Annotated in this window: 10 protein-coding genes; all 10 read right to left on the bottom strand. The window is 65.4% G+C overall.

Annotated features, from left to right (window positions below):
• Positions 1-850 (bottom strand): DNA polymerase I (locus HGB10_09575; protein NTU72051.1); only part of this gene is annotated, 850 nt, incomplete at its 3' end.
• A gap of 5 nt (positions 851-855) precedes the next feature.
• A complete protein-coding gene (locus HGB10_09580) occupies positions 856-1,527 on the bottom strand; it encodes a response regulator transcription factor (GenBank protein ID NTU72052.1) in 672 nt (223 codons plus the stop codon).
• 106 nt (positions 1,528-1,633) lie between these two features.
• Positions 1,634-2,971, bottom strand: coding sequence for a glutamine synthetase (locus tag HGB10_09585; GenBank protein NTU72053.1), 1,338 nt, complete (start codon positions 2,969-2,971; stop codon positions 1,634-1,636).
• Between the two features lie 130 nt (positions 2,972-3,101).
• Positions 3,102-3,467, bottom strand: coding sequence for a hypothetical protein (locus HGB10_09590; protein NTU72054.1), 366 nt, complete (start codon positions 3,465-3,467; stop codon positions 3,102-3,104).
• A complete protein-coding gene (locus HGB10_09595) occupies positions 3,460-4,947 on the bottom strand; it encodes a radical SAM protein (protein ID NTU72055.1) in 1,488 nt (495 codons plus the stop codon). Before HGB10_09595 ends, HGB10_09590 begins: the two co-directional genes overlap by 8 nt.
• A 102-nt stretch (positions 4,948-5,049) precedes the next feature.
• Positions 5,050-5,589 (bottom strand): hypothetical protein, encoded by a 540-nt coding sequence (locus HGB10_09600; protein ID NTU72056.1) that lies wholly within the window; start codon positions 5,587-5,589, stop codon positions 5,050-5,052.
• Between the two features lies 1 nt (position 5,590).
• Positions 5,591-6,421, bottom strand: coding sequence for a c-type cytochrome biogenesis protein CcsB (ccsB, locus tag HGB10_09605; protein ID NTU72057.1), 831 nt, complete (start codon positions 6,419-6,421; stop codon positions 5,591-5,593).
• A complete protein-coding gene (locus HGB10_09610) occupies positions 6,418-7,881 on the bottom strand; it encodes a cytochrome c biogenesis protein ResB (GenBank protein ID NTU72058.1) in 1,464 nt (487 codons plus the stop codon). The genes ccsB and HGB10_09610 overlap by 4 nt, the downstream gene beginning before the upstream one ends.
• Before the next feature lie 28 nt (positions 7,882-7,909).
• On the bottom strand, positions 7,910-8,482 hold the full coding sequence (locus HGB10_09615) for a hypothetical protein (GenBank protein ID NTU72059.1): 573 nt from the start codon (positions 8,480-8,482) through the stop codon (positions 7,910-7,912).
• A gap of 191 nt (positions 8,483-8,673) precedes the next feature.
• Positions 8,674-21,576 (bottom strand): hypothetical protein, encoded by a 12,903-nt coding sequence (locus tag HGB10_09620; GenBank protein ID NTU72060.1) that lies wholly within the window; start codon positions 21,574-21,576, stop codon positions 8,674-8,676.
• Positions 21,577-21,593 lie beyond the last annotated feature (17 nt).

Below are 21,593 nucleotides of genomic sequence, written 5' to 3' on the forward strand. Positions count from 1 at the left end.
CGAGCAGCGACGTGAAGCGCAGGGCGCCGAATGCGGCAGCGAGCTCGGCGGGGTCGAACGCGCCGAACTCGACGGCTGACAGGTCGATGTCGACGGGAACGTCGCAGGAGATGGTGGCGACGATGCGGCTGGCAAGCGCCGCGTCTCGGTTGTCGCGCAGACTCTCGCCGACCTTGCCCTTGATCTCCTCGGCATGTGCTAGAACGGCGTCAAGCGAGCCGTACTCCTGCAAGAGCTTGGCTGCGGTCTTCTCGCCCACTCCGGGCACGCCGGGGATGTTGTCGCTGGTATCGCCCTTGAGGCCAAGGTAGTCGGGCACCTGCGAGGGCGTCACGCCGTAACGCTCGAGGACGTCGTCGGGTCCGTAGATGACGATGTCTGTGATGCCCTTCTTGGTCGTCACGACACTCACGTCGTCAGTCACGAGCTGAAACGCATCTCGGTCACCGGTGATGAGCAGCATGCGCAGCCCCTGCTCGGCACCCTTGCGAGCGAGCGTCCCGAGGATGTCGTCGCCCTCCCACCCCTCAAGCTCCACGATGGGCACCGCGAGTGCGCCGAGCAGCTCTTTGACGATGGGGAACTGCGCCTTGAGCTGTGGGTCCGTGGGTGGGCGGTGAACCTTGTACTGCGCGAGCGCCTCGACGCGAAACGCGGGCTTGCCCAGATCGAAGGCGACGACGACACCTTCCGGACGCAGCTCGGCGATCATCTTGAGCAGCATAGAGACGAACCCGAATGCGGCGTTCGTGGGTCGCCCGTCAGGCGCGGTCATCGTTGGGGGCAACGCGTGAAACGCACGATGGATAAGGCTGTTGCCGTCGATTACAGCTACCGTGCGTTGTGTCATGCGACCTACCCGTTCCAGAGATACCCGACGTTTCTCACCGTCTCGAGCCGGCGCGACAGCTCGGCTCCGATCTTGGATCGGATGCGCCTCACGTGCACGTCGACGGTGCGTGAGCCTCCATAGTAGTCGCTACCCCAGACACGACGCAGCAGGACCTCTCGGGAGTAGGTTCGCCCGGGATGCGTCACGAGGAACGCGAACAGCGCGTACTCGAGGTAGGTGAAGTCGATCGGGTCGCCGTGAAGGTACGCCTGGTAGGTGGCGAGGTTGAGCGTCAGGTCGTCGACGCGCACGAGTTCCTGTTTCGTGACCTCTTCACCCGGCCACAGCAGACTGCGGACGCGGACCGCGAGCTCATCGGATGACGCGCCGCGCACGAGGAAGTCGCTTGTGACTCGGATCGGCAACCTCAGCGCGCTCAGCGCCTCGGTCTCCACGACAACCAGGAGCCTCAGATCGGCTCCCCCGGACGCAGCATGCTCGACGATCTGACCGAGCGCGTCGGGGCTGCGACCACCATCGAGCAGCACGAGGCCCACATCGCCGTCGAGCAGACGCTTTTGCATCTCACCCGCCGAGCATTCGATCGTCTGCACATCAAGTGATTCGACAGCGTGCGACGCCCACGCACGGGTGTGCGCGTCGTCGGACACTATGAGAACGCGTTTCATGTGCATGATGATACCGTTTCGTTCGATTCGCGCTCGGAAACGGCGAACGCCGGACGGGTCTCCCCGCCCGGCGTCTTTGCCGTCTGACTAACTCTGCGCGTAGGCGGTTTCCCTAGATGACCGACAGGTACTTGTCGAGCTCCCACTCGGAAACCTGCAGGCGATACTCGTTCCACTCAGCACGCTTGTTCTCGGTGTAGAACGTGTGGATGTGCTCGCCGAGAACCTCCTTCATGAGCTCGGAGTTAGCGAACTTCTCGATGGCCTCGCCCAGGCTGCCCGGCAGCGTCTTGATACCAGCGGCATCAAGCTCGGCGTCGCTCATGTGGAAGATGTTGTTCGTGGCCTCGGGGGCCAGCGGCAGCTTCTCCTCGATACCCTTCAGGCCGGCGCCGAGCATGACGGCGAAGGCGAGGTACGGGTTGGCCGAGGGGTCCGGCGAACGAAGCTCGAGGCGAGTCGCGTTCTCCTTGCCGGGCTTGTACATCGGGACGCGAACCAGGGCGGAGCGGTTGCGGCGGGCCCACGCGATGTAGACCGGAGCCTCGTAGCCCGGCACCAGGCGCTTGTACGAGTTGACCAGCGGGTTGGTGACGGCGCAGAACTCCGGCGCGTACTTCAGGAGGCCGGCGATGTAGTGCTTGGCGACCTGCGAGAGGTTGAAGCCCTCGGGGTCGTTGGCATCGAAGAAGGCGTTGCCGTCCTTGTTGAAGAGCGACTGGTGGACGTGCATGCCCGAGCCGTTCTGACCGAAGATCGGCTTCGGCATGAAGGTCGCGTAGACGCCGTTCTGGAGTGCGACCTCCTTGACGATGAGCTTGTAGGTCATGACGTTGTCAGCCATCTCGGTGGCCTCGGCGTAGCGAAGGTCGATCTCGTGCTGCGACGGGGCGACCTCGTGGTGCGAGTACTCGACCGGGATGCCCATCTTCTCGAGCGTGAGCACGGTCTCGCGACGAAGATCCGACGCGGCGTCAAGCGGGGTGAGATCGAAGTAGCCACCCTGGTCGAGAACCTCGGTGTCCTGATCGTCAGCGAAGTAGAAGAACTCAAGCTCGGGACCGACGTACATGGTGAAGCCCATGGCCGCGGCCTTGTCGCAGACAGCCTTCAGGGCGTTGCGAGGATCACCCTCGAACGGCGAGCCGTCCGGCTTGGTGATGGAGGTGAACATGCGGCCGACGCCCTCCTCGGAGGGACGCCACGGGAGGATCTGGAAGGTCGACGGATCGGGGTAGGCGATCATGTCGGACTCTTCGAGGCGGGTGAAGCCGTCGATGGAGGATCCGTCGAAGCCCATGCCCTCTTCGAACGCGCCCTCGATCTCAGTGTCGGTGACAGCGAACGACTTGAGCACGCCAAGCACGTCGGTGAACCAGAAGCGAACGAAACGAACGCCGCGCTCCTCGACGGTCTTGAGCACATAGTCCTTGTCGAACGTGGGTGCCATACGAGAACCTCCTTCTCCGATGAGACACGATTCAGGCCCGTTGGGCCGTACGTCTCGAATGCCTTGTACCCAAGGTAGTGGAGTCTATGTTTCGGAGGTGTTTCGATTTTGGCCTGCGGGCCAGAAGGGGCTAGGAACCGACGAGCGTCCACGCCCAGAAGCTACCGGCCCCGTACACGACGAGGAACACAACGTGCTTGACGATGAGCGCACCTCGCTTGGCTGCAAGCTGCTCGGGTGGCGTGTCGCTGCGCCAGTAGAAGAGGCGCAGGCCGCCGGTCACCGTCAACCCGATGAGTGATGCGATGAGCAGCCAGAAGACCGCACCTGCGGCATCGGCTATGGCGGCGGCGGCCTCCGGCGGCATCCCGGCTCGGCTGCGCGCAAGCGACCACAGAACGAGGACGCACGCCGCCCACGTGCCCGTGCTCATGTCGTGAACGAAGTTGGTGGTGACCCGTACGTACGGGTTGTCGAGCAGCCGAGTCTCAGCCACCGTGGCCTCGGCGCATGGTCTCGAGGTCGGGCATGTCGCTCGGCATTCCGTCGCCCATCCCCTCGCGCAGGAAGTCGAAGCGGTCACCGTAGTCCTTCATCATCTGTTCGAACGCGCTGAACATATAGCGACGCTTGAACCCGTCCGGTAGCTCGGCGACTTCGCGCATCTTGTGGCTATAGAAGGTCATGTAGCACTTCGCCAGCGCGCGGTAGACGTCGTCAAGTGACATCTCATAGGGCTCGAGAATCGGCGTCATCAGGTTGTACTTCGAGTAGTCCGTGACGCGAATACGGTCCTTGACCTCGTCGTAGAGCGGCGTGAACGGCATCGGAGTGATGACCGGGAACACGGCGATATCGGGGTTGAGGCGAATGGCCTCGGCAGCGGTGTGTGCGACCGTCTCCCACGTCTCGCTGGGGAACCCGATCATGAACGACGCCTCGCTCATGATGTCGTACTCGCGCAGCAGCTCGAGCGCGCGCTTGTTCATGTCGACGTCGGTACCCTTGTTGAGCGACTCGAGCATCTCGTCGGTGCTCGTTTCGGCTCCGACGTACATGTGGATGATGCCCGCGGCCTTGTACTTGGGCAGCAGGTCCTCGTCGCGGATGATGTCCTCGACGCGCGTCTCCATGAGCAGGTGTACCGGCAGCTTCGCCTCGATGAGCAGGTCGAGCTGGCGCTCCCAGCGGTCGCGATCGTGGGTGGGATACGGGTCGATGAGCGTGATGAACTCGACGTCGTACTGCTCGACGAGCACCCTGATCTCATCGAGCACCTTCTCGGGATTGCGCGCACGCCAGTCCCCGCGCCAGAACGCACGGTGCGAGCAGAACGAACACCCCATCATGCAGCCGCGCGTCGTCAGAATCGAAGCCATCCGGCCCCAGGGCTCGATGTTGTAGTGGTACAGGCTCCAGTCGAGCAGGTGCCAGGCGGGCGTGATGGTGTCGAGATCGGCGATGTGCGGGCGCATCGGATTGGCGACGATCTCGCCGTCAGCGCGATACGCGATACCCGCGACGTCGCCGACGGTTCCGGTCGCGGACGCCGCAAGCAACGCACGCAGCGTCTCCTCCGATTCGCCGCGGATCACGTAGTCCACTCCCGGGTGGTCCCGCAGGATCTCCTCGTACAGGAATGTGGGATGCGGTCCGCCGATGATGGTGACGATCGACGGGTCCACGGACTTCGCGATCGCGAGCGTCTCGAGCGCGGCCGGAACGGTCGCGGTGCTGATCGCACCCGAAACCGGCAGGTAGTCGAGCGATATGACGAAGTCGGGCTCCCACGCGGCGATGTCGGTCTTCACGTCCTCGAACGAGTAGCCGTTGTTCATCGCATCGACGAGGCGAACCTCGTGACCGGACTCCTCGGCGATACCGGCGAGGTATGCGAGCTGCAGCGGCGGCCAGGTCCCGATCACCTGAACGCCCCAGCAGCGGTAGGGCGGAGCTATGAGTAGTACCTTGGCCATCGGGTCTCGCCTTCGGTTCGAATCAACTATGGCAGTTCGATCATCACATCAATCTCGAGTTATGAATCCTATCGGCAGCCCCGATGGGCACCAGTAGGGGCACTACTTTACCTCGCTCAGTGCCTGGACGGTCACCGAGCCGACCAGGTAGGTCTTGGCACGTCCTGGTATCAGGGTGTACGTGGCCTCATAGGCTGCGGTGAGCGTCTCCGAGACGGCGCTCTGACCGTCTGTCGAGAGGTAGCGATACTCCCACTTCTCGGCGGCCGGAAGGAGCGTGATCGAGCCGTCCTTGGATGGCGACCCCGGCTTGAACTCGACGAGCACCTGATGGAGTCGCTGCCCCTTCTCCTTGTTGAGCTGCACGTAGGAGTTCACGCGCACCTCCTCCTCGGGGCCCATGGTATGGGTGGCGACATCGGAGTTCATCATGGCATACGCGTACGACGTCCACGCGAGGTAGGATTCCACCGCCGACAATGGCGTCGACATGTCGGCGGGTGCCGGCGTGACGGGGGCCAAGAGGATCGCGGGCTGATTCGCAGTGGTCGCCGGCGAACAGCCGACAGCGACTCCTGCCAGCAGTGCGATCAGAGCGATGGCGGGCGCGAACCACGCGCGTCGAGCACGACCGAGACCCACGTCAGTAACCGGTCAGATACGCGCCGTGGATGGATTGGTACACGAGCGGCACCCCCATGAGGGTGAACGCCATCAGAGGCAGCGCAAGGACCGCAAACCAGGAGGACTGCCTCCCCCGCCACCCGAGCGTGAGTCGCGTGTGCATGTAGCCGGCGTACACGATCCACGAGATGAGCGACCAGGTCTCGATCGGATCCCATGCCCAGTAGCGACCCCACGCCTCGTTCGCCCAGATGGCACCGGCTACGATCATGATCGAGAGGAAGATGAATCCGACGCCGATGAAGCGGTACGACAGGTCGTCGAGCACCGACTGGCTCGGCAGCCGTGAGAGGATGCCATCCTCACTCGCCTTCTGCCGCTCGCGCAACAGGAACGCGAGGCTGATCGCGAACGCAGCGATGAACGAAGCGTAGGACAGCTTCGCGAACGTCACGTGGATGGTCAGCCACCAGCTCGCGAGCTTCGCCGTGATCTCGAGCGGCGACTTCGGCGCAAGCATGGCGCCACCAAGCATAAGTGTCGCCAGCGGCATGATGACCACGCCGAGAAGGCGAAGCTTCGGGTTGACGACGGCCGCGATCGCAAGCGCGATCACCGACGCGAAGGCATAGGAGCTGACCACTTCGTAGAAGCCGAGGTACGGGCCGTGCCCGACCTCGTTCCACCGCAAGCCGATCGCGACGCCCTGCGGCACGATCCCGATGACCGCCATCCAAAGCGAGACGGTGACCAACTTGTCGAGCCGGAACATGGCACCGATGACGAGACCGATGGTCGAGAGGGCGTACGCCGTCACGGCGAGCCACATCAGTAGGATTTCGAGGTTCACGCGCTGTGCTCCTGTTCGTCGTCGTCCGTGACTGCGGATCCGAGCGCTTCTCGGACGAACTCCTCGGCTTGCTCGGCCCGAACGGCTCCGCCCCGCCAATCGCGGAACCAAACCCGCACCGCCGTGCCATCGGTCTCCGAAGCGCCGATCGAGACGACGGCCAGGCTCTGCCGGCCGAGGATCGAAACCGTGACTCCGATGAGCGCCACTGTCAGCAAGAGGTAGACCACCGGAACCGACGAGTCGTCCACGACAGAGAGCCGCGCATAGTAGCCAACGCCCACGAGCTGCAAGGTGGAGCCGTCGGGAAGCGCGAGGTCCTCGCCGATCCCGATGGTACCGCTCGCGGCAAGTGACGTGTCGCTTTGGCGGCGTATGACGAACGAGGCCTTGGGCACCTTCGGAACGCCCTGAACCTGTTCGCCCCGGTAGACGTCGAGAGGCACTGACACGGCCGCCTCAAGCGAGTCTTCGGGATTCGCCGACTCGAGTACGAACTGTGCGGGGGCGGTTCCGCCCGGGGACTTCTCGTCGAAATCGACGATCAGTGTGGTCCGGCCGACCTCACTGGTCTCCTTGGAGACGAGGGCAAACCGTGGTGCCAGGCCGATTTCGCTCGAGTGAACGATGAGCGACTTGTGGCGCAGTGGTTTGTTGGGGAACACGACCTGACTCGCAACGACGCTGCCGTCGGGTGCAAGTACTGACACCGTGGGGGCGGGGCCCCGGTCGATCCCGTCGATCGGGTAGGACATGTCCATCTTGTCGACACGGATCTGCAGCGGCGAGGCCGGGAACCGGTAGAGCCTGCCGGTGGTGAGCAGTCCAAACGCGTCCTTCGCCAGCGGCCGGGACTCGCCGACCGGTACGCCGATCAGCCCCTCGAGGCGCCAGAGCGACGCACCGAGGATCACGACGATCAGCAGGAACAGCGACCAGTGAAAGACCGGACTCCCGAACGCGACCCACGGCCGTGAGCCGGCCACAGTGAGCTCGCCTCGTTGCGGCTGGACCGAAAGGCCGAGCCGACGCAGCGCGCCTGAGACCGCCTGCCTGGTGTCGTCCGCGGGCGTGGGCGCATCATCGACGACGAATGTGGGCCGCGCGACGAGCCGCTCGGCATCGGCCGGATCGAGCCCGCGCAGCAACCGGTGTCGGCGAATGGCGACCTTCGTGCGGCGCCACGAGCAGACCGCCGTCGAGGCGGCGAGCAACGCCATGAGCGCGATGAAGATCGGCGAGACGAACGTGCGATGAAGCCCGAGGGTGGAGACGATCTGCGTGAGCCCCGGGTTCGCAGCGGCCCACTCCACGACACGAGCGTTGTCAGCGGCTCCCTGTGGCACGAGCGTGCCGACAAAAGACCAAACACCCGCCACGAACAGGAGCACGACGGCGAGACGTGGCGAGGCGAGCCAGTTGGTCACCTTGCTCAGTGGGGTCGAGCCTGCTCGACTCATCGTGGACGCCTCACGTGAAGTCGTGACACTACTTGATGCCAGCCGATGAAGTAGCCGCGACGGAGTGGACGAGCCAGTTCCCGTCCTGCCTCACGAGCGTGTAAGTAGTGTCGTATGCAGCTTCGAGTGGCTCAGACGTGTAGGTGCCCGTCTGTGTGCTGATGTATCGGTAGATCCACTCCTCGTGCATGGCGACCGTCGCCGTGTCCCCCTTCGACTTGGAGGACTTGATGTTGGCCACCAACAGCCGCTGGTCGATCGCGCGGCCCTCTTGGAAGTTGTACATCACGTAGGAGTTCACCCGGACTTCCTCCTCGGGCGTGAAGGTGAAGGAGGCGACGTCCGAATTGAGTACCCGATACGCGTAGGAGATCCAGAGCAGGTACGAGTAGACGGCCGTCCGGGGATCCTTGAGCGCGGGCGGCGGCGGCTGCTGGCCGGGATTGGGGGTTGTGGCCGGGAACTGCCCCGGGGTCGTCTCAGTCGACGCACCCTGGTTGGCAGGCGCCCCACTCGGTCCCGAGCAACCTGCAAGCGGCGGGATGCAGACGGCGATCAGGAACAGAGCGACGTACGCCACAACTGACAGGCGCTTGATCATCGTGGCTCAGCCTCTCTTTCCGTGTGGATACCCGGACCGGTTCACGCGAGGGTTTCACGCGCTCGGAACGCGTGCGTGTCACATTCTAGGCGACCCGGAGCCGACTGACCCGCTCGTGCCGGTCGTCTGACTCCGGAAACACACAGGGACCCGCCACCGTTGCCGGCGGCGGGTCCCCCTGAGTTCAGATGTTATGGCCAGTATGGTGTAGTTGCTGTGTGCTGCCCGCAGTTGTCGTTGCAGCTGTTCTGACTGCTGAAGTTCGTCTGTGTTGCAGTGACCTTGTACGCCTGGAGCGAGTTGGTCAGAGCAGGATCGGTGTACGGCAGCGCATCGACCGTCTGGGTGGTCGTACCGCCCGCAGCCGCGACACGACGCAGGAGGCGCGGACGCTTCCACGCGTGCGGGATGCGGATGTGGCAGTTCTGACACTGCTCGTAATGGTCACCACGACTGTGCACCGTCGAACTCAGCGTCTGGTGGCAGTTGTTGCAGCCAGTCGCCGCAGGCGTGGTAGTACCGTTGAGCACCGTGTTGTACCAGTGCGTCGAAATCGTGCCGGTCACGGCGGTGCCGTTGTTGTAGTACCACGGGACCGTCGCACCCTGCGGGCCGTTAGGCGCGGTGGTGCGGTTGTGACAGCCGGTCGAGGTGCAGGTGACAACGCTCGTGGTGGTCCAGCCGCTGACAAAGCCAGTCATGGCCGCGAACGTACCGGTCATGGCCACGCCGTTGACGGTCGCACCGTAGGCCTGTGCACCGCTCTTCGGGAAGCTCACACCGAACGAGTTGTGACCGCCACCCTGAGCCTGTGCTGCGGCTGCCCACTCAGCAGTCGTGCCAAGCGGCGCGTTCGCGATCTTCTCGGTCGACTTGTGCGGTGCCTGGACACCGGTGGTGCCGGCGGCATCCGTGGTCTCGAAGTGACAGCTCACGCAACGGTAGTCGCCGTTGGTGATCGCCGTCTGGATTGCGGTGCGGGCTGCGTAGGCGCCTGCAGTACCCATACCGGTGGCATGGCAGACGGTGCAACCGTCAGCGCTGCCGCCTCGAGCACCGTTCATGGTGCGCTCAGTCCCTGCCACGCCCTGTGCGGTGAGGTACGCGGTGCTGCCGTGCTCACGGCGCAGATCCTGGAAGTGGCAGCCGGTGTTCGCGCCGGTCATGAAGCAACCGACGTTCTTGCCGTAGCCGTAGGTCTGGCCGGTGGTACCGACTGCCGCACCCAGTACCTGGGCGGCGTTGTGGTCCGGACCGTGGTTGCCGGCAGCGTGGCTCGTGTGACAGCCCGTGGTTCCGGTGCCGCAGGTGAGGGCGGCCGCAGGCATCGACTTGTCTAGGTCGTGGCATGCACCGTTGACCCCGAAGCTATCAGCACCGGCCAGCGTACAGCCTACGTTGACCTTGTTGTGGAGCGTCCGGACGTCGAGCGTGGCGTGGCAGCCGGCACCGGTGCACGTGTTCGAGCCCGTGCTGGCCGTGTGCTCCGCACCGGTGTACGTCGTGTGCTTGCCGTTGCCGTTGGTGACATGGCACTGATCGCACGTCTGAGCGCTCCAGCTGTTGGTCTTGATCGTGGTCACCGAGTTCGCCTCGGCGTAGGTCGAGTTGTGGCAGTTGGCGCAGAACGGCGCGGTCCATGCCGCGCGACCCGAGTCCAGCGTCGCGGTGACCGTCGTGTGTGCCGAGCGCAGACCCGAGCTGTGGCAGTCCGCACAGGTGTTGCCGCCACCGGTGTTGTAGGTGGTGCCATCAAGCGTCGTGGTCATGCCGGTCGCGGTGTGCGCAGCGTCGTTGCCCGTCTTGCCGTGGTCGGTCGCCGTGTAGGTCGCGCCGTTATGGCACGCACCGCCGACACCACAGGTCTTGTCGACCGGCAGGACGGCTTGCGAACCGTAGTCGTGGCAGTCGGAGCACACCGGGTCTGCGCCGCCGTTGCCCTTGTGGATTGAGTGCAGGTCGGTCGTGTCGTGGCAGCCCGCACCGCTCGAAGCGCAGCCCTGAGTCGACGAGCCTGCGACGGCGGGAACGCTCGTCAGGTGGCTAGCCGCCTTCGTGGGCATGTCCGTGGCGTTGTGGCAGGCGTCGCACTGGTCGTTCCAGGCGGTAGCTGCGCTCACCAGCGAGATGGTCTTCGCGTTGGCGTTGTGGCAACCGGAGCAGGAGACGGACGTGCCGGCCGTGGATGCACCGTTGACGACCTTAGTGAGTGAGACGTTGTCGACGTAGACAAGGTCGTCAGCCGTATCACCGCGGAAGGCGAACCGGACGCCGCTGGTTGAAGCCGGCAGACCCGTGATGACCTCATCGGTCCAGGCGAGATTGCCGCCTGTGAGCGTGTAGGTCTTTGCGGCGGACCAGGCGGTGCCGTTGTAGGTCTGAACCGCGAGGCTGTCTGCAGCCTCGAGGCTCGCGTAGTTGATCGCGTACTTGAGCGTGACAGAATCTGCGCCGGCGTTGCTTACACCGGTCTTGGTCACGTAGCGCGTCGTCGCGTCGGCGCCGATCGCACGTGCACCGTACGTGCCGGTCCGCTTCGTAGTGCTCTGAACATTCCAACCCGCCTCGGGAGTACCGACAGCGTTCCCACTCACAAGGATGTCGTCCAGATAGGTCGTGGTCTGAGTGGCGTTGCTGTCGTAGGTGAACGTGAAGCGAAGTGCGTTGCTGGCGCTCAACTTGTTGGCCGGGATGGTGATTGAATGCGCGGCCCAGTTGTTGTTGGTCAGCGTGCCCTCGGCGGTGCCGGTGAGGATCCACTCCTGTGTCCAGGTAGTGCCGTCGAACCACTCCAGCTTGAGGCTGTCGCCTGCGTGCATCGAGGTCGCGACGTCATACCAGGAGACCGTAGCGGAACTGTAGCCACTCAGATTCATGTACGAACCCGAGGCGCCACGCGTGAGCACTGCCGAACCGGTCGCGCTCGCCACGGCCCTGAGTCGGGCGTAGGCGGTCGACGCGGAGTCGTGGCCAGTGGTCTGGCCCGTACGTAGGGTTGCGACCGTCGTGTTTGAGTTGGTGTTGAACGCCCGTGTCAGCGCAGGAGTCGTCGGCGCGGTCAGCGATGTCCACGTGGTGGTCTGCATGTCTGCGTTCCAGACCGGCGTGTTGGCGCCCGGAACCGCCGCGACGTAGCGGCTCGCGTCAGCATCCCACGCGCTGTAGCTGCCGGACTCGAAACCATCCGCGAAGCTGGTGGTTTCGGTGGCGGGCTGGTTCACCGCACCGATGCCCTGATGCTGCGCGTAGAGATCGTCGACTGTGGTCGCCGAGGTTGCGTTGTGGCAGTCGTTACAGGTAGCGCTCTGGGTGCCGCCCGCGTTGAGGCTGGTGGTCATGCCCGTGGCCGTATGCGTGGTCTCGCTGTAGTGACCGTTCGGCGTGACTGCATCCAGGCTGACCACGTCAGGCGCGTTGGTGTAGTTGCCGTTGTGGCAGCTCACGCACTCGTGGTCGCCGGTGTAGGTCGCCTTGCTCGCCGAGGTGTGGCAGGCACCGGACATACAACCGGTGTTCGGGTGGTAGTCGACGAACGAACCGTAGGTCGACTCGCTGCCGTGGCAGCCAGCGCCCGAGTTGGTGCAGCCGGTGTTGGCGGCCGCGACGTGATCGCTGGCGCTCGTGAAGGTGTGCGCGGTAGCGGAGCCGTGGTTGCCGTCGATCTTGTCGGTGTGACAGGTGCCGCCCGTACCACACGACTTGATTGAGGGAGTCGCGTCGGCGACGTTGTGGCATCCGACGATGCCGCAACCGGTGTCAAGTGCGCTGCCGACCGTCACAGCGTTCTTGTGAACGATGCGAAGGTCGGTCGAGTCGTTGGTGTGACAGCCGAGGCAGGTGTTGGTGCCGGAAGGCTGGCCCTGGTGACCCGAGGCGTAGACGTCGTGGCTGCTGGTGTGGCAGGTCGCACACTCACTCGGTGTCCAGTTGCCGGCTACGACGGCCGCGCTGTTGATCGGCGTCAAAGAGTTGTGACAGTCAGTGCACTCGTTGGTCCAGCCAAGGTTGCTCGTGGGGCCGGTCTTAGCGTGCGCGGTGAGCAGGGTGCCGGTGTGGCAGTCCTGGCAGGTGTTGCCGCTGAAGCCGGAGACCGGGTCGACCTGCGTGCCCATCGTGGCTGCGGTGTGCAGCGCATCAGAGCCGGTCACGCCTGCGTGGAAGGTGCCGGTGGTGTGGCAGCCCGTCGACTGACCGCAGGTCTTAGAGACCGCGGCCATGTTCTTATCGGCGGCGTGGCAGGTGACGCAGCCCGCAGCCGTGTTCGCGTGCAGGGCGCCCATATCGGCGTTGCTATGGCAGCCTGCGCCCGAGCTGGCGCATCCGGCGGTCGACGTCGCCTTGTGGCTGGCGGCGATTCCGGTGCCCGTCTCGTACGCGGTGTGGACGCCGCTCGTGGTGTGGCACGAGGTACACGTCTTGGCAGTCCAGTTCGCCTTGACCACGGTGGCCGAACCGAGCGTCGTGTCGTTGTGGCAGCCAGCGCAGTCGACCGAACCGGCAGAGCTCGCCGTGTGTGCGGTCTTCAGCGCGCCGCTGTGGCACGTGGTGCACGTCTGGCCACCGGCGTAGACCGCTGCGTAGGAGCCGGCAGCGAGCGTCGCAGTGTGGTGGGTGGAATCGGTACCGTCGGCCAGGCCGCCCGTACCGTTGTGGACCGAGCTCGCCGAGTTGTACGTGCCGGACGCGTGGCAGCTACCACAGGAGTTCTTGGCCGGGTCGAACGCCATGTTCGGGGCGGTCGCCGTACGGTCGTGGCAGCGCATGCAGTTGTCGTGGATGGTGCTGGACTTGTCGGTGCCGACAGCCGCGAGGTTGCCGGTGTTGTGGCAACCGACGCCGGTCGAGGCGCACCCAGTCGAGGTCGCAGCAGCGTGCTTGGTCGCGTCAACCGTCGCATGGATCGCGAGGCCGTTGGTGTGACACGCGGCGCAGGCGCCAGTCGTGTCCTTGGCCGACCAGTTGTTGGCGACGGCGGCCGTCGAGGCAGCGCTGTTATGGCAGTTGAGGCACGTGTTGGAGCTGGTGCTCTTGACCGAGGTCGTCAGCGCGTGCTCCGCCGTCAGACCACCAGTCACGACGTGGCATGCGCTACAGGCAACACCTGAGAAGGTGGCGTTCGCCTGCACCGAGTTCGTCGGAGCGTGGTTGGCGGCCGGCGAGTGCGAGGCGCCCGCGGTGTAGGTCGAGTGGCAGGCGCCGCCCGATCCGCACGTGGTGGTCGTCGGCTTCTTGCCCTGCTGCGCAGTGTCGTGACAGCCGGCGAGCGCACAGCTCGCGGCGTCCTTGTGCAGCGCGTGTACGTCGTACGTCGTGTGACAGTTCAGGCCCGAGGCGCCACAGCTCTGTGTCGAGGTTGCGTTGGCGACCGGTGCGGTCGTGGCGTGCTGTGGTGCAGCGGTCCCCGTCGCGTGGCATGCGGCACAGGTACCCTCGGTCCAACCGGTGAGCATCGTGGCGTTGCCGTTGACGCGCGTGTCGTTGTGGCACTCGACGCATGAGATCGTCGTGCCGTAGGTCGAGCCCGCCGCAGGCGTGATGCCCGTGTGCTGGCCAGCCAGACCGGTGGCTCCGTCGTGGCAGGTGGTGCAGGCCGCAGATGCGGTGCCGCCGGCCGAGACGGTCGCGGTCAGGCCGGACGCGGTGTGCGTGGTCTCGACGTAGTGCTCGGTCGAGAGCGCGCTACGGGCCGGTGCGTTGGTGTAGCTACCGTCGTGGCAGCTCTGGCAGTCGCCGTTGCCCGCGTAACCCGCCTTGGATGACGAGGTGTGGCATGCGCCGGACACGCAACCCGTGGCGGGGTGGTAGTCGGCGAACGATGCGTAGGTGGCATCGGTACCGTGGCAGCCCGAGCCGGAGTTCGAGCAGCCGGCGTCCCCTGCCGCGTTGGCGTCAGACCCGGTGGTGAACCCGTGTGCCGCAGTGGCGCCGTGCGTGCCGTCGACCTTGTCGGCGTGGCAGCTGGCGCATGCGCCGCTGGCAGGCGTGCCGTTCCAGTGGCAGACCTGGCAGCTCGTGCGAGTCGAGCCACCGAGAACAGCCGAAGCGTTCTTGTGCGTGGCAGCGATGCTAGCCGTTCCGGCGGCTGCATGGCAGCCGGCGGTGTAGCAGGTCTGACCGGCGACCGGCGCGTGCGAGGCGTCGATCGACGCGTGCATCGGCATCGTGGAGGTCACGGTGTGACAGCCGCCCTGCGCGCAACCCTTGTCCCATGCGGGAGTCAGGGTGTTCTTCGGGCTCGGGTGGCACTTGGTGCACGAACTGTAACCACCGTGTGTCGCCTGCAGCTCGAACTGAGTGCTGTGGCAATCCGCACATCCGACGTTCGCGAAGTCGACACCCGAGATCGTCACGGTCTGCGTGGCAGGCGCCGCGACGTGCGTGGTGCCTGCGAAGTGACCGTCCATCAGAACGTTGAGGTCCTCGAAGGTCGGCGCATGGCAGGTCGCGCAGTCGTTGGATGCGGGTACGCCATCGGCGTGGCAGACCATGCACGAAGTGCGGGTCTGGCCGCCCGCCGTCGTCGTGCTGGCAACGGAGTGCACTGCGGCAAGGTCGCCGGTGTGGCACCCCGGATCAGCACAACCGTATGTGTCGACATTCATGTGCGCGATGTCGATAGCGGCGTGCTTGGGGGCCGCCGACGTGATCGTGTGGCAGTCGCCCTGCGCACAACCCTTGTCCCATGCGGGGGTCAGGCTGTCCTTAGGCGTCGGGTGACATGCGACGCAACCAGCAGCAGCTGACGAGGACGACGCCTTTGCGTGCTCGACATCGAGAACCGCCTCATGGCAGCTGTCGCAGGCGGGCGACGAGTAGGTCGCTCCGTTGATGGTGTAGCTCTCGGCAGCCGGCGTCGCCGTGTGCTTGGCGGCGCTGTAGCCGTGGTTGGCCGTCGTCTTGTCGGCGTGGCATCCACCGACGCTGCCGGAACCGCAGGAGTCGGCGTCGATGGCGCTCGGACGCGCGTCCTTCGTGGTGTGACAGCCGATATTGGCACACGAGTTGGCGGTTGCCGCTCCACCGGCCTGGCTCTTGTCGTGCAGCTTGGCCAGGTTGGTATAGCCATGGCAGCCCGCGCCCGAGCCCGCGCAGCCGCGGGTGGTGGACACGGTGTGATCCGCAGCGTACGCGTCGTGCGTGGTTGCGGCGCCCGTGTCGTGGCAGTCGGTGCAGCGGTCGTTGGCCCAGTTGGAGGCGATGACTGCCGCGCTACCCAGCGTGGTGTCGGTATGACACTCGACGCAGGTGACCGAGCCACCCGAGACGCTGACGGTCTCATGCGCGACCTTCAGGGTCGCGGTGTGACAGGTGCTGCACTCCTTGCCCTCGGCCTCGACCGTTCCATCCGCACCGGTGCCCTGAGCAGCCGACGTGAACGGTGCAGCCGTGTGCGTGGTCTCGCTGTAATGAGCGGTCGTGTAGTCCTTGGCGCCGATGACCGTGTCGTTGTGGCAGCTCGTGCACTGGGCGGTGTAGGTGCCCTTAAGGTAACGGGTGCCGTTCGCGGTCAGGGTGTCGTTGTCGTGGCAGGTGTGACAGCCGGACGGGACGCCCGCGATCACGTGGCCACCCAGACCGATCTGATCGGGGTGACAGCTCGTGCACGCCTCTGAGCCAACGGTGTTGTGGCTCGAGGTGTGGGCGTGAACGGTCTCACGGGTGCCGTGGCAGTCCGCGCACAGACCCTTGGTCGGCGGAGCATCGTTGTTGTGGCATGACGTACACGATGCATCGCCCGGACGCGACGCCGCGTGCAGGTCACCGACGTCGGCGATGTCACCGACGTTGCTGTTGTGGCAGTAGGTACCCGGACCCGAGCAAGCCGCGTAGTTGCCGGCGACTGTGTCGTAGTCGTGCGCCGTCGCTACACCGGTGTGCGGCGCAGGGGCCTGACCGGTGGCGTGACAGGCGACGCAGGTGTTGCTCGCGGGGGCAGCCGCATTCCAGCCATTCGGGAAGTAGCTCGCCGAGTGGCAGTCGGTGCAGGTGATCGCGGATCCACCGGTGGTCTTGGAACTCGCCTTGGCGTGCTCGACGACAGTGTTGCTCGTCGTGGCGGATGCGCTGGTGAAGTGGCAGGTCGCGCACGGCAGTCCGCCCGTGCTCGCCACTCCGACATCGGCGCCTGAGGCGTTGTGGGCCGCACCGACTCCAGCGTGGAAGTCGGTTCCTTCGGTCGCGTGACAGCCGCCCGCCTCACCGCATGCGGTGATTGCAGGCTTCTTGCCCTGCTGCGCGGCATCGTGACAGCCGGCGAGCGCACAGCTCGCGGCGTCCTTGTGCAGCGCGTGGACGTCGTAGGTGGTGTGGCAGCCGGTACCGGAAGCGCCGCAGCTTGCGGCTGAGGTCGTGTTCACGACCGGGGCCGTCGTGGCGTGCTGCGGAGCCGCGCTACCTGCGGTGTGGCAGGCGGCACAGGTGCCCGCAGTCCAGCCAGCAAGCATCGTGGCGTTGCCGTTGACGCGAGTGTCGTTGTGGCACTCGACGCATGAGATCGTCGTGCCGTAGGTCGAGCCCGCCGCAGGCGTGATGCCCGTGTGCTGGCCGGCGAGCCCGCTGGCGCCGTCGTGACAGTCGGTGCAGGCCGCAGAAGCGGTACCACCGGCCGAGACGGTTGCGGTCAGGCCCGAAGCGGTGTGTGTGGTCTCGACGTAGTGCTCGGTTGAGAGCGCCGCGCGGGCAGGCGCGTTGGTGTAGCTGCCGTCATGGCAGGACTGACAGTCGCCGTTGCCCGCGTAACCCGCCTTGGAGGACGAGGTGTGGCAGGCGCCGGACACGCAGCCCGTGGCGGGGTGGTAGTCGGCGAACGATGCGTAGGTGGCATCGGTGCCGTGGCAACCCGAACCGGAGTTCGAGCAGCCGGCGTCGCCTGCCGCGTTGGCGTCGGCACCGGTGGTGAACCCGTGCGCCGCGGTGGCGCCGTGCGTACCGTCGACCTTATCGGCATGGCAGCTGGAGCAGGCGCCGGAAGCCGGCGTGCCGTCAGCGTGGCAGACCTGACAGCTTGTGCGCGTGGATCCGGCGACGGTGGTCGTCGCGTTGGAGTGAGTCTCAGCAAGGCTGTTGACGCCGGTTGCGGCGTGACAGCCGGTCGTGTAGCAGGTCTGGCCTGCGATGGGCGCGTGAGCCGTATCGACGTTGGAGTGCATCGGCAACGAGGACTCAGACGTGTGGCATCCGCCCTGTACGCAGCTCTTGTCCCACGCGGGGGCTACGCTTGCACGCGGGTTGGGATGGCACTTCGAGCAGTCGCCCGTGTGCGACGAGCTGATGACCATGTTCGGGTGACAGTCGGTGCAGGTCTGCGCCGGGAAGTCCACGCCCGAGATCGTGATCGGTGACGCAGGCGGAGCTGCGGTGTGCGTCGCCTCCATGTTCGGATGCGGGTTGGCGGTGTCATGACAGCTCACGCAGTCGCCAGTCTTGCTCCAGTTGGCTGTGCTCGTGTGGCAGATGCCGCAACGGGTCAGATCACTGTATGTGCCGTGGATGGTGTTGATGTCGGTGCTATGGCAGCCGGCGGACGTGCATGCCGCGCTTGCCGACGTCGTCGCGTGACCACCGGACATGCCCTCGTGGTTGCTCACATGGCATGAGTCGGTGCAGCGAGCGTTGGGCTGCTGAACCGCCCAGTCAATGCGGTTCGGGTTCTCGTTCTTGTGACACAGCTCGCAGGTGGTCGCGTACTGCGGATTAGCCGAGCCAGCCCCCACGTAGCGCGAGTGAACGTCGGGGAGGCTCTGGGATGCCTCGTGGCAACCGGCACCGAAGCACGTGGCGTTGGTCGCGGACACGTGAACTGCATTCTGCGCGGCGTGGAAGTCAACGCCGTCGTTGGTGTGGCAGGTCGTGCAGTCCTTGCTGGCGGGAACACCGCCTGAGTGGCAGACCATGCACGAAGTGCGCGGGGTGCCAGCGACCGTAGTCGCAGCCGAGGCATGAATCGCGGAGATGTCGGTGCCGACATGGCATCCGGTGGCGAAGCACGCGGCATTGCCCGCGGCCGGCGCGTGCGCCGTCGCGGAGTTGCCGTGCATCTCGGCGGGCGTGCCTGCCGGATGACAACCGCCCTGGACGCAACCGGCTGCCCATGCGGGCGTCAGCGTATCGCGCGGCGTGGGGTGGCAGTTCGCGCAAGCGAGTGCCGAGGAGCTCGCGCTGGGCAGGGAGTGCTCGACCTGGATGTCAGCGACGTGGCAATCGCCGCAGACCGTGCCCGTGGTGCCGAGCGGGGTGGATGCGACCGAGGAACCGTGAGCCGCAGCGTGGTCGGTGTTCGAGTGGCAGGCGCTGCACTCACTGTTGCCAGCATTGATGGCCGCGCGAACCACAGGGTCGGTGGTCTCGTGACACGTGGCGCAGGTGAAGGCCGCGCCGGTCGTGGTCGTACGACCGTTGTGCTCGACGGTCAGCTCGGAATCATGGCACGGGACGCACGTCGAGGCGACCGCGTTGGCGTGGATGTCGGCAGGCGTGCCCGCATGGCCCCAACTCACCTCATGGCACGCGTCGCACGGGTGGTCATGGTTATCAAGCGCGGATCCGCGAACGTGGCAGCTATCGCAGTTGAACTGCGTGACCGCCATGTCTCCACCCGTGGAGATCGGCGTGAACGTCGCAGTGATGGTGTGTACCGCGGTGACGTTGCTGAACGTGTAGGCCGAGACCGAGCCGACGCTGACTCCGTCGACGAGCACATCGGCGACCACGTAGCCGGAGGATGGAGTGATCGTGTACGCCTGGGAGCCTCCGCTCGCTACGTTCGTCGCCCCTGCAGGCGAAATGGAGCCGTTGGCGCCCGCGGATGAGGTGATCTGGTAACTGCTCGCCGGAATCAGTGAGAACGTTGCCGCGATCGTGTGGTTGGCAGAGATGGCGGAGAAGGTGTACGTCGAGACGGCGCCAGCCGAGACACCATCAACCTTGACGTCGGCGATCTGGTAGCCGGACGAGGGGGTGATGCTGAAGGTCGAGGAGCCGCCGTAGCCCCGCAGCTGCGGCGTAGCGGGCGAAATCGAACCGCCAAAGCCCGCTGACGGCGTGATCTGGTACGTGATCGGTGCGAAGGTCGCCGAAATGGTGTGGTCTGCGGTGACGTTGTTGAAGGTGTAGGAGGAGACAGCACCGAAACTCAGACCGTCGACTGTGACACTTGAGATGGCGTAACCAGGCGCCGGGACGACGTTGTACGAGGCCACTGCACCGGACACCACGCTCTGGGCACCCGAGGGCGAAATCGAGCCGCCAGCGCCAGACGTAGCGGTGATGGTGTACACATCGGTGACCGGATCGGTGATTCCGGCTGCCGCGTAACGCAGCTCGTCAAGCCAGATGCTTCCGGAGCTTGCCGCCGAGAAGGCCACACCGCCGGTCTTGGTGACGGTCGCGCTACCGCGCATGGGGATGTCGAATCCACTCGCGCCCGCGCTCTTCAGTCCCGTCCACGCATCAGCGGCGTTCTTGCGCGTCGAGAGGGTGATCGTCTGACTGCCGAAGTTGTGCACGATGCGGTACTCGGTCCAGCCGGTCGTCTGCGTGCCGACCACGTTGTAGCCGGTGATGTAGCCGGCTGTAGGGGCGGTCTTGGCGACATTGACCTGGATGGTGCCGTCGGCGGCCAGAAGCACCAGGTAGGCGCCGTAGGTGCCACCTGCCGTGATGTTGTCGTAGAAGCGGCGGTTCTGATTCGTGGTGTCCTGGTACAACCAGAAGCGGATCTCCGCGCCGTCCTCAGTCATGTTGGCGGATTCGGCTTCGAAGGTTCCAGCGAACGACGTCGACGCCGGGCCTTGGATCCAGGCCGACTTTGTGCCGACCTTGGCACGAGCGTTGTCGTACTCGCGATGCAGCGGAGAACCCACAGCCGTCCACGGAGGACTTGCGAGCAACGCACCATCGGTGCCGCTCTCGAAGCCGGCATCGAGCGTGCCTGACGTCCCCGGTGCCGGAGGCTCCGAGGCGGTGGTCGCACTCACGGTGCCGGTCTGTCCACTCGCGTTGCCGTTGACATCACGCGCCGCCACCGAATAGGCGTAGACGGTCGCGGTGGTCAGACCCGAGTCGGTGTAAGAGGCGCTCGCGACCGGCGCCCCGTTGACCTTGACCCCGTCGCGGTAGACGTCGTAGCCGGCCAGGTCGGACTCGGCGTTGGCGGTCCAGGAGATGCGGATACGATCGGTCCCGAGCACCGCGGCACCAAGACCCGTGGGGACAGCGGGTGCGATGTCGTCTGTGGGAACGGCTGAGAACTCGGGTGACTTCTCGCTCTCGTTACCGGCGGCGTCGAGGGCGGACACGGCGAAGTAGTAGCGCGTGGCGTTCGTGAGGCCGGAGACACTGGTGGAACTGACCGCACCAAGAGTGGTCACCGAGTCGTAGACGCCTGCCGCCACGCCGCGGTAGAGCTTGTAACCGGTCACACCGATGTTGTCAGTTGACGCGGTCCAGGAGACCCCGATCACCCCGCCCTGATCCGGCGCGAGATCGGATCCGACTGCCGCCGTAGGCGCGCTGGGAGCAGCCGTATCGGGAAGGAGCGCGAATGTCGCTGCGATGGTGTGATTCGCAGAGATGTTGCTGAAGACGTAGGACGACACGGCGCCAACGGAGACTCCGTCAACGGTGACACCTTGAATCTGGTAGCCGGCGTTCGCTGTGATGGTGTAGCTCTGCGAGCCACCAAAGCCCACAGGGGTGATGCCGGCCGGGGAGATCGAGCCGTTAGCCCCCGCCGATGCAGTGAGCGTGTACGTGACGGGAGCGAAGCTCGCCGAAATGGTGTGGTCTGCGGTGATGTTGTTGAAGGTGTATGAGGAGACAGCACCCACCGCTGCACCATCTACGGTGACATCGGCAATCTGATAGCCGGGGTTGGCGGCGATCGTGTACGCCTGCGAGTCTCCACTCACGACACTGGTAGCGCCGACAGGCGACACTGAACCACCGGCACCGGAGTTCGCGCTGATCGTGTAGGAGACGATGCCGTCGGTGATTCCGGCTGCCGCGTAACGCAGCTCGTCAAGCCAGATGCTTCCGGAGCTTGCCGCCGAGAAGGCCACACCGCCGGTCTTGGTGACGGTCGCGCTACCGCGCATGGGGATGTCGAATCCAC

The organism is Coriobacteriia bacterium (assembly GCA_013334745.1).
In the GTDB taxonomy this organism is placed as follows: Bacteria; Actinomycetota; Coriobacteriia; order Anaerosomatales; family JAAXUF01; genus JAAXWY01.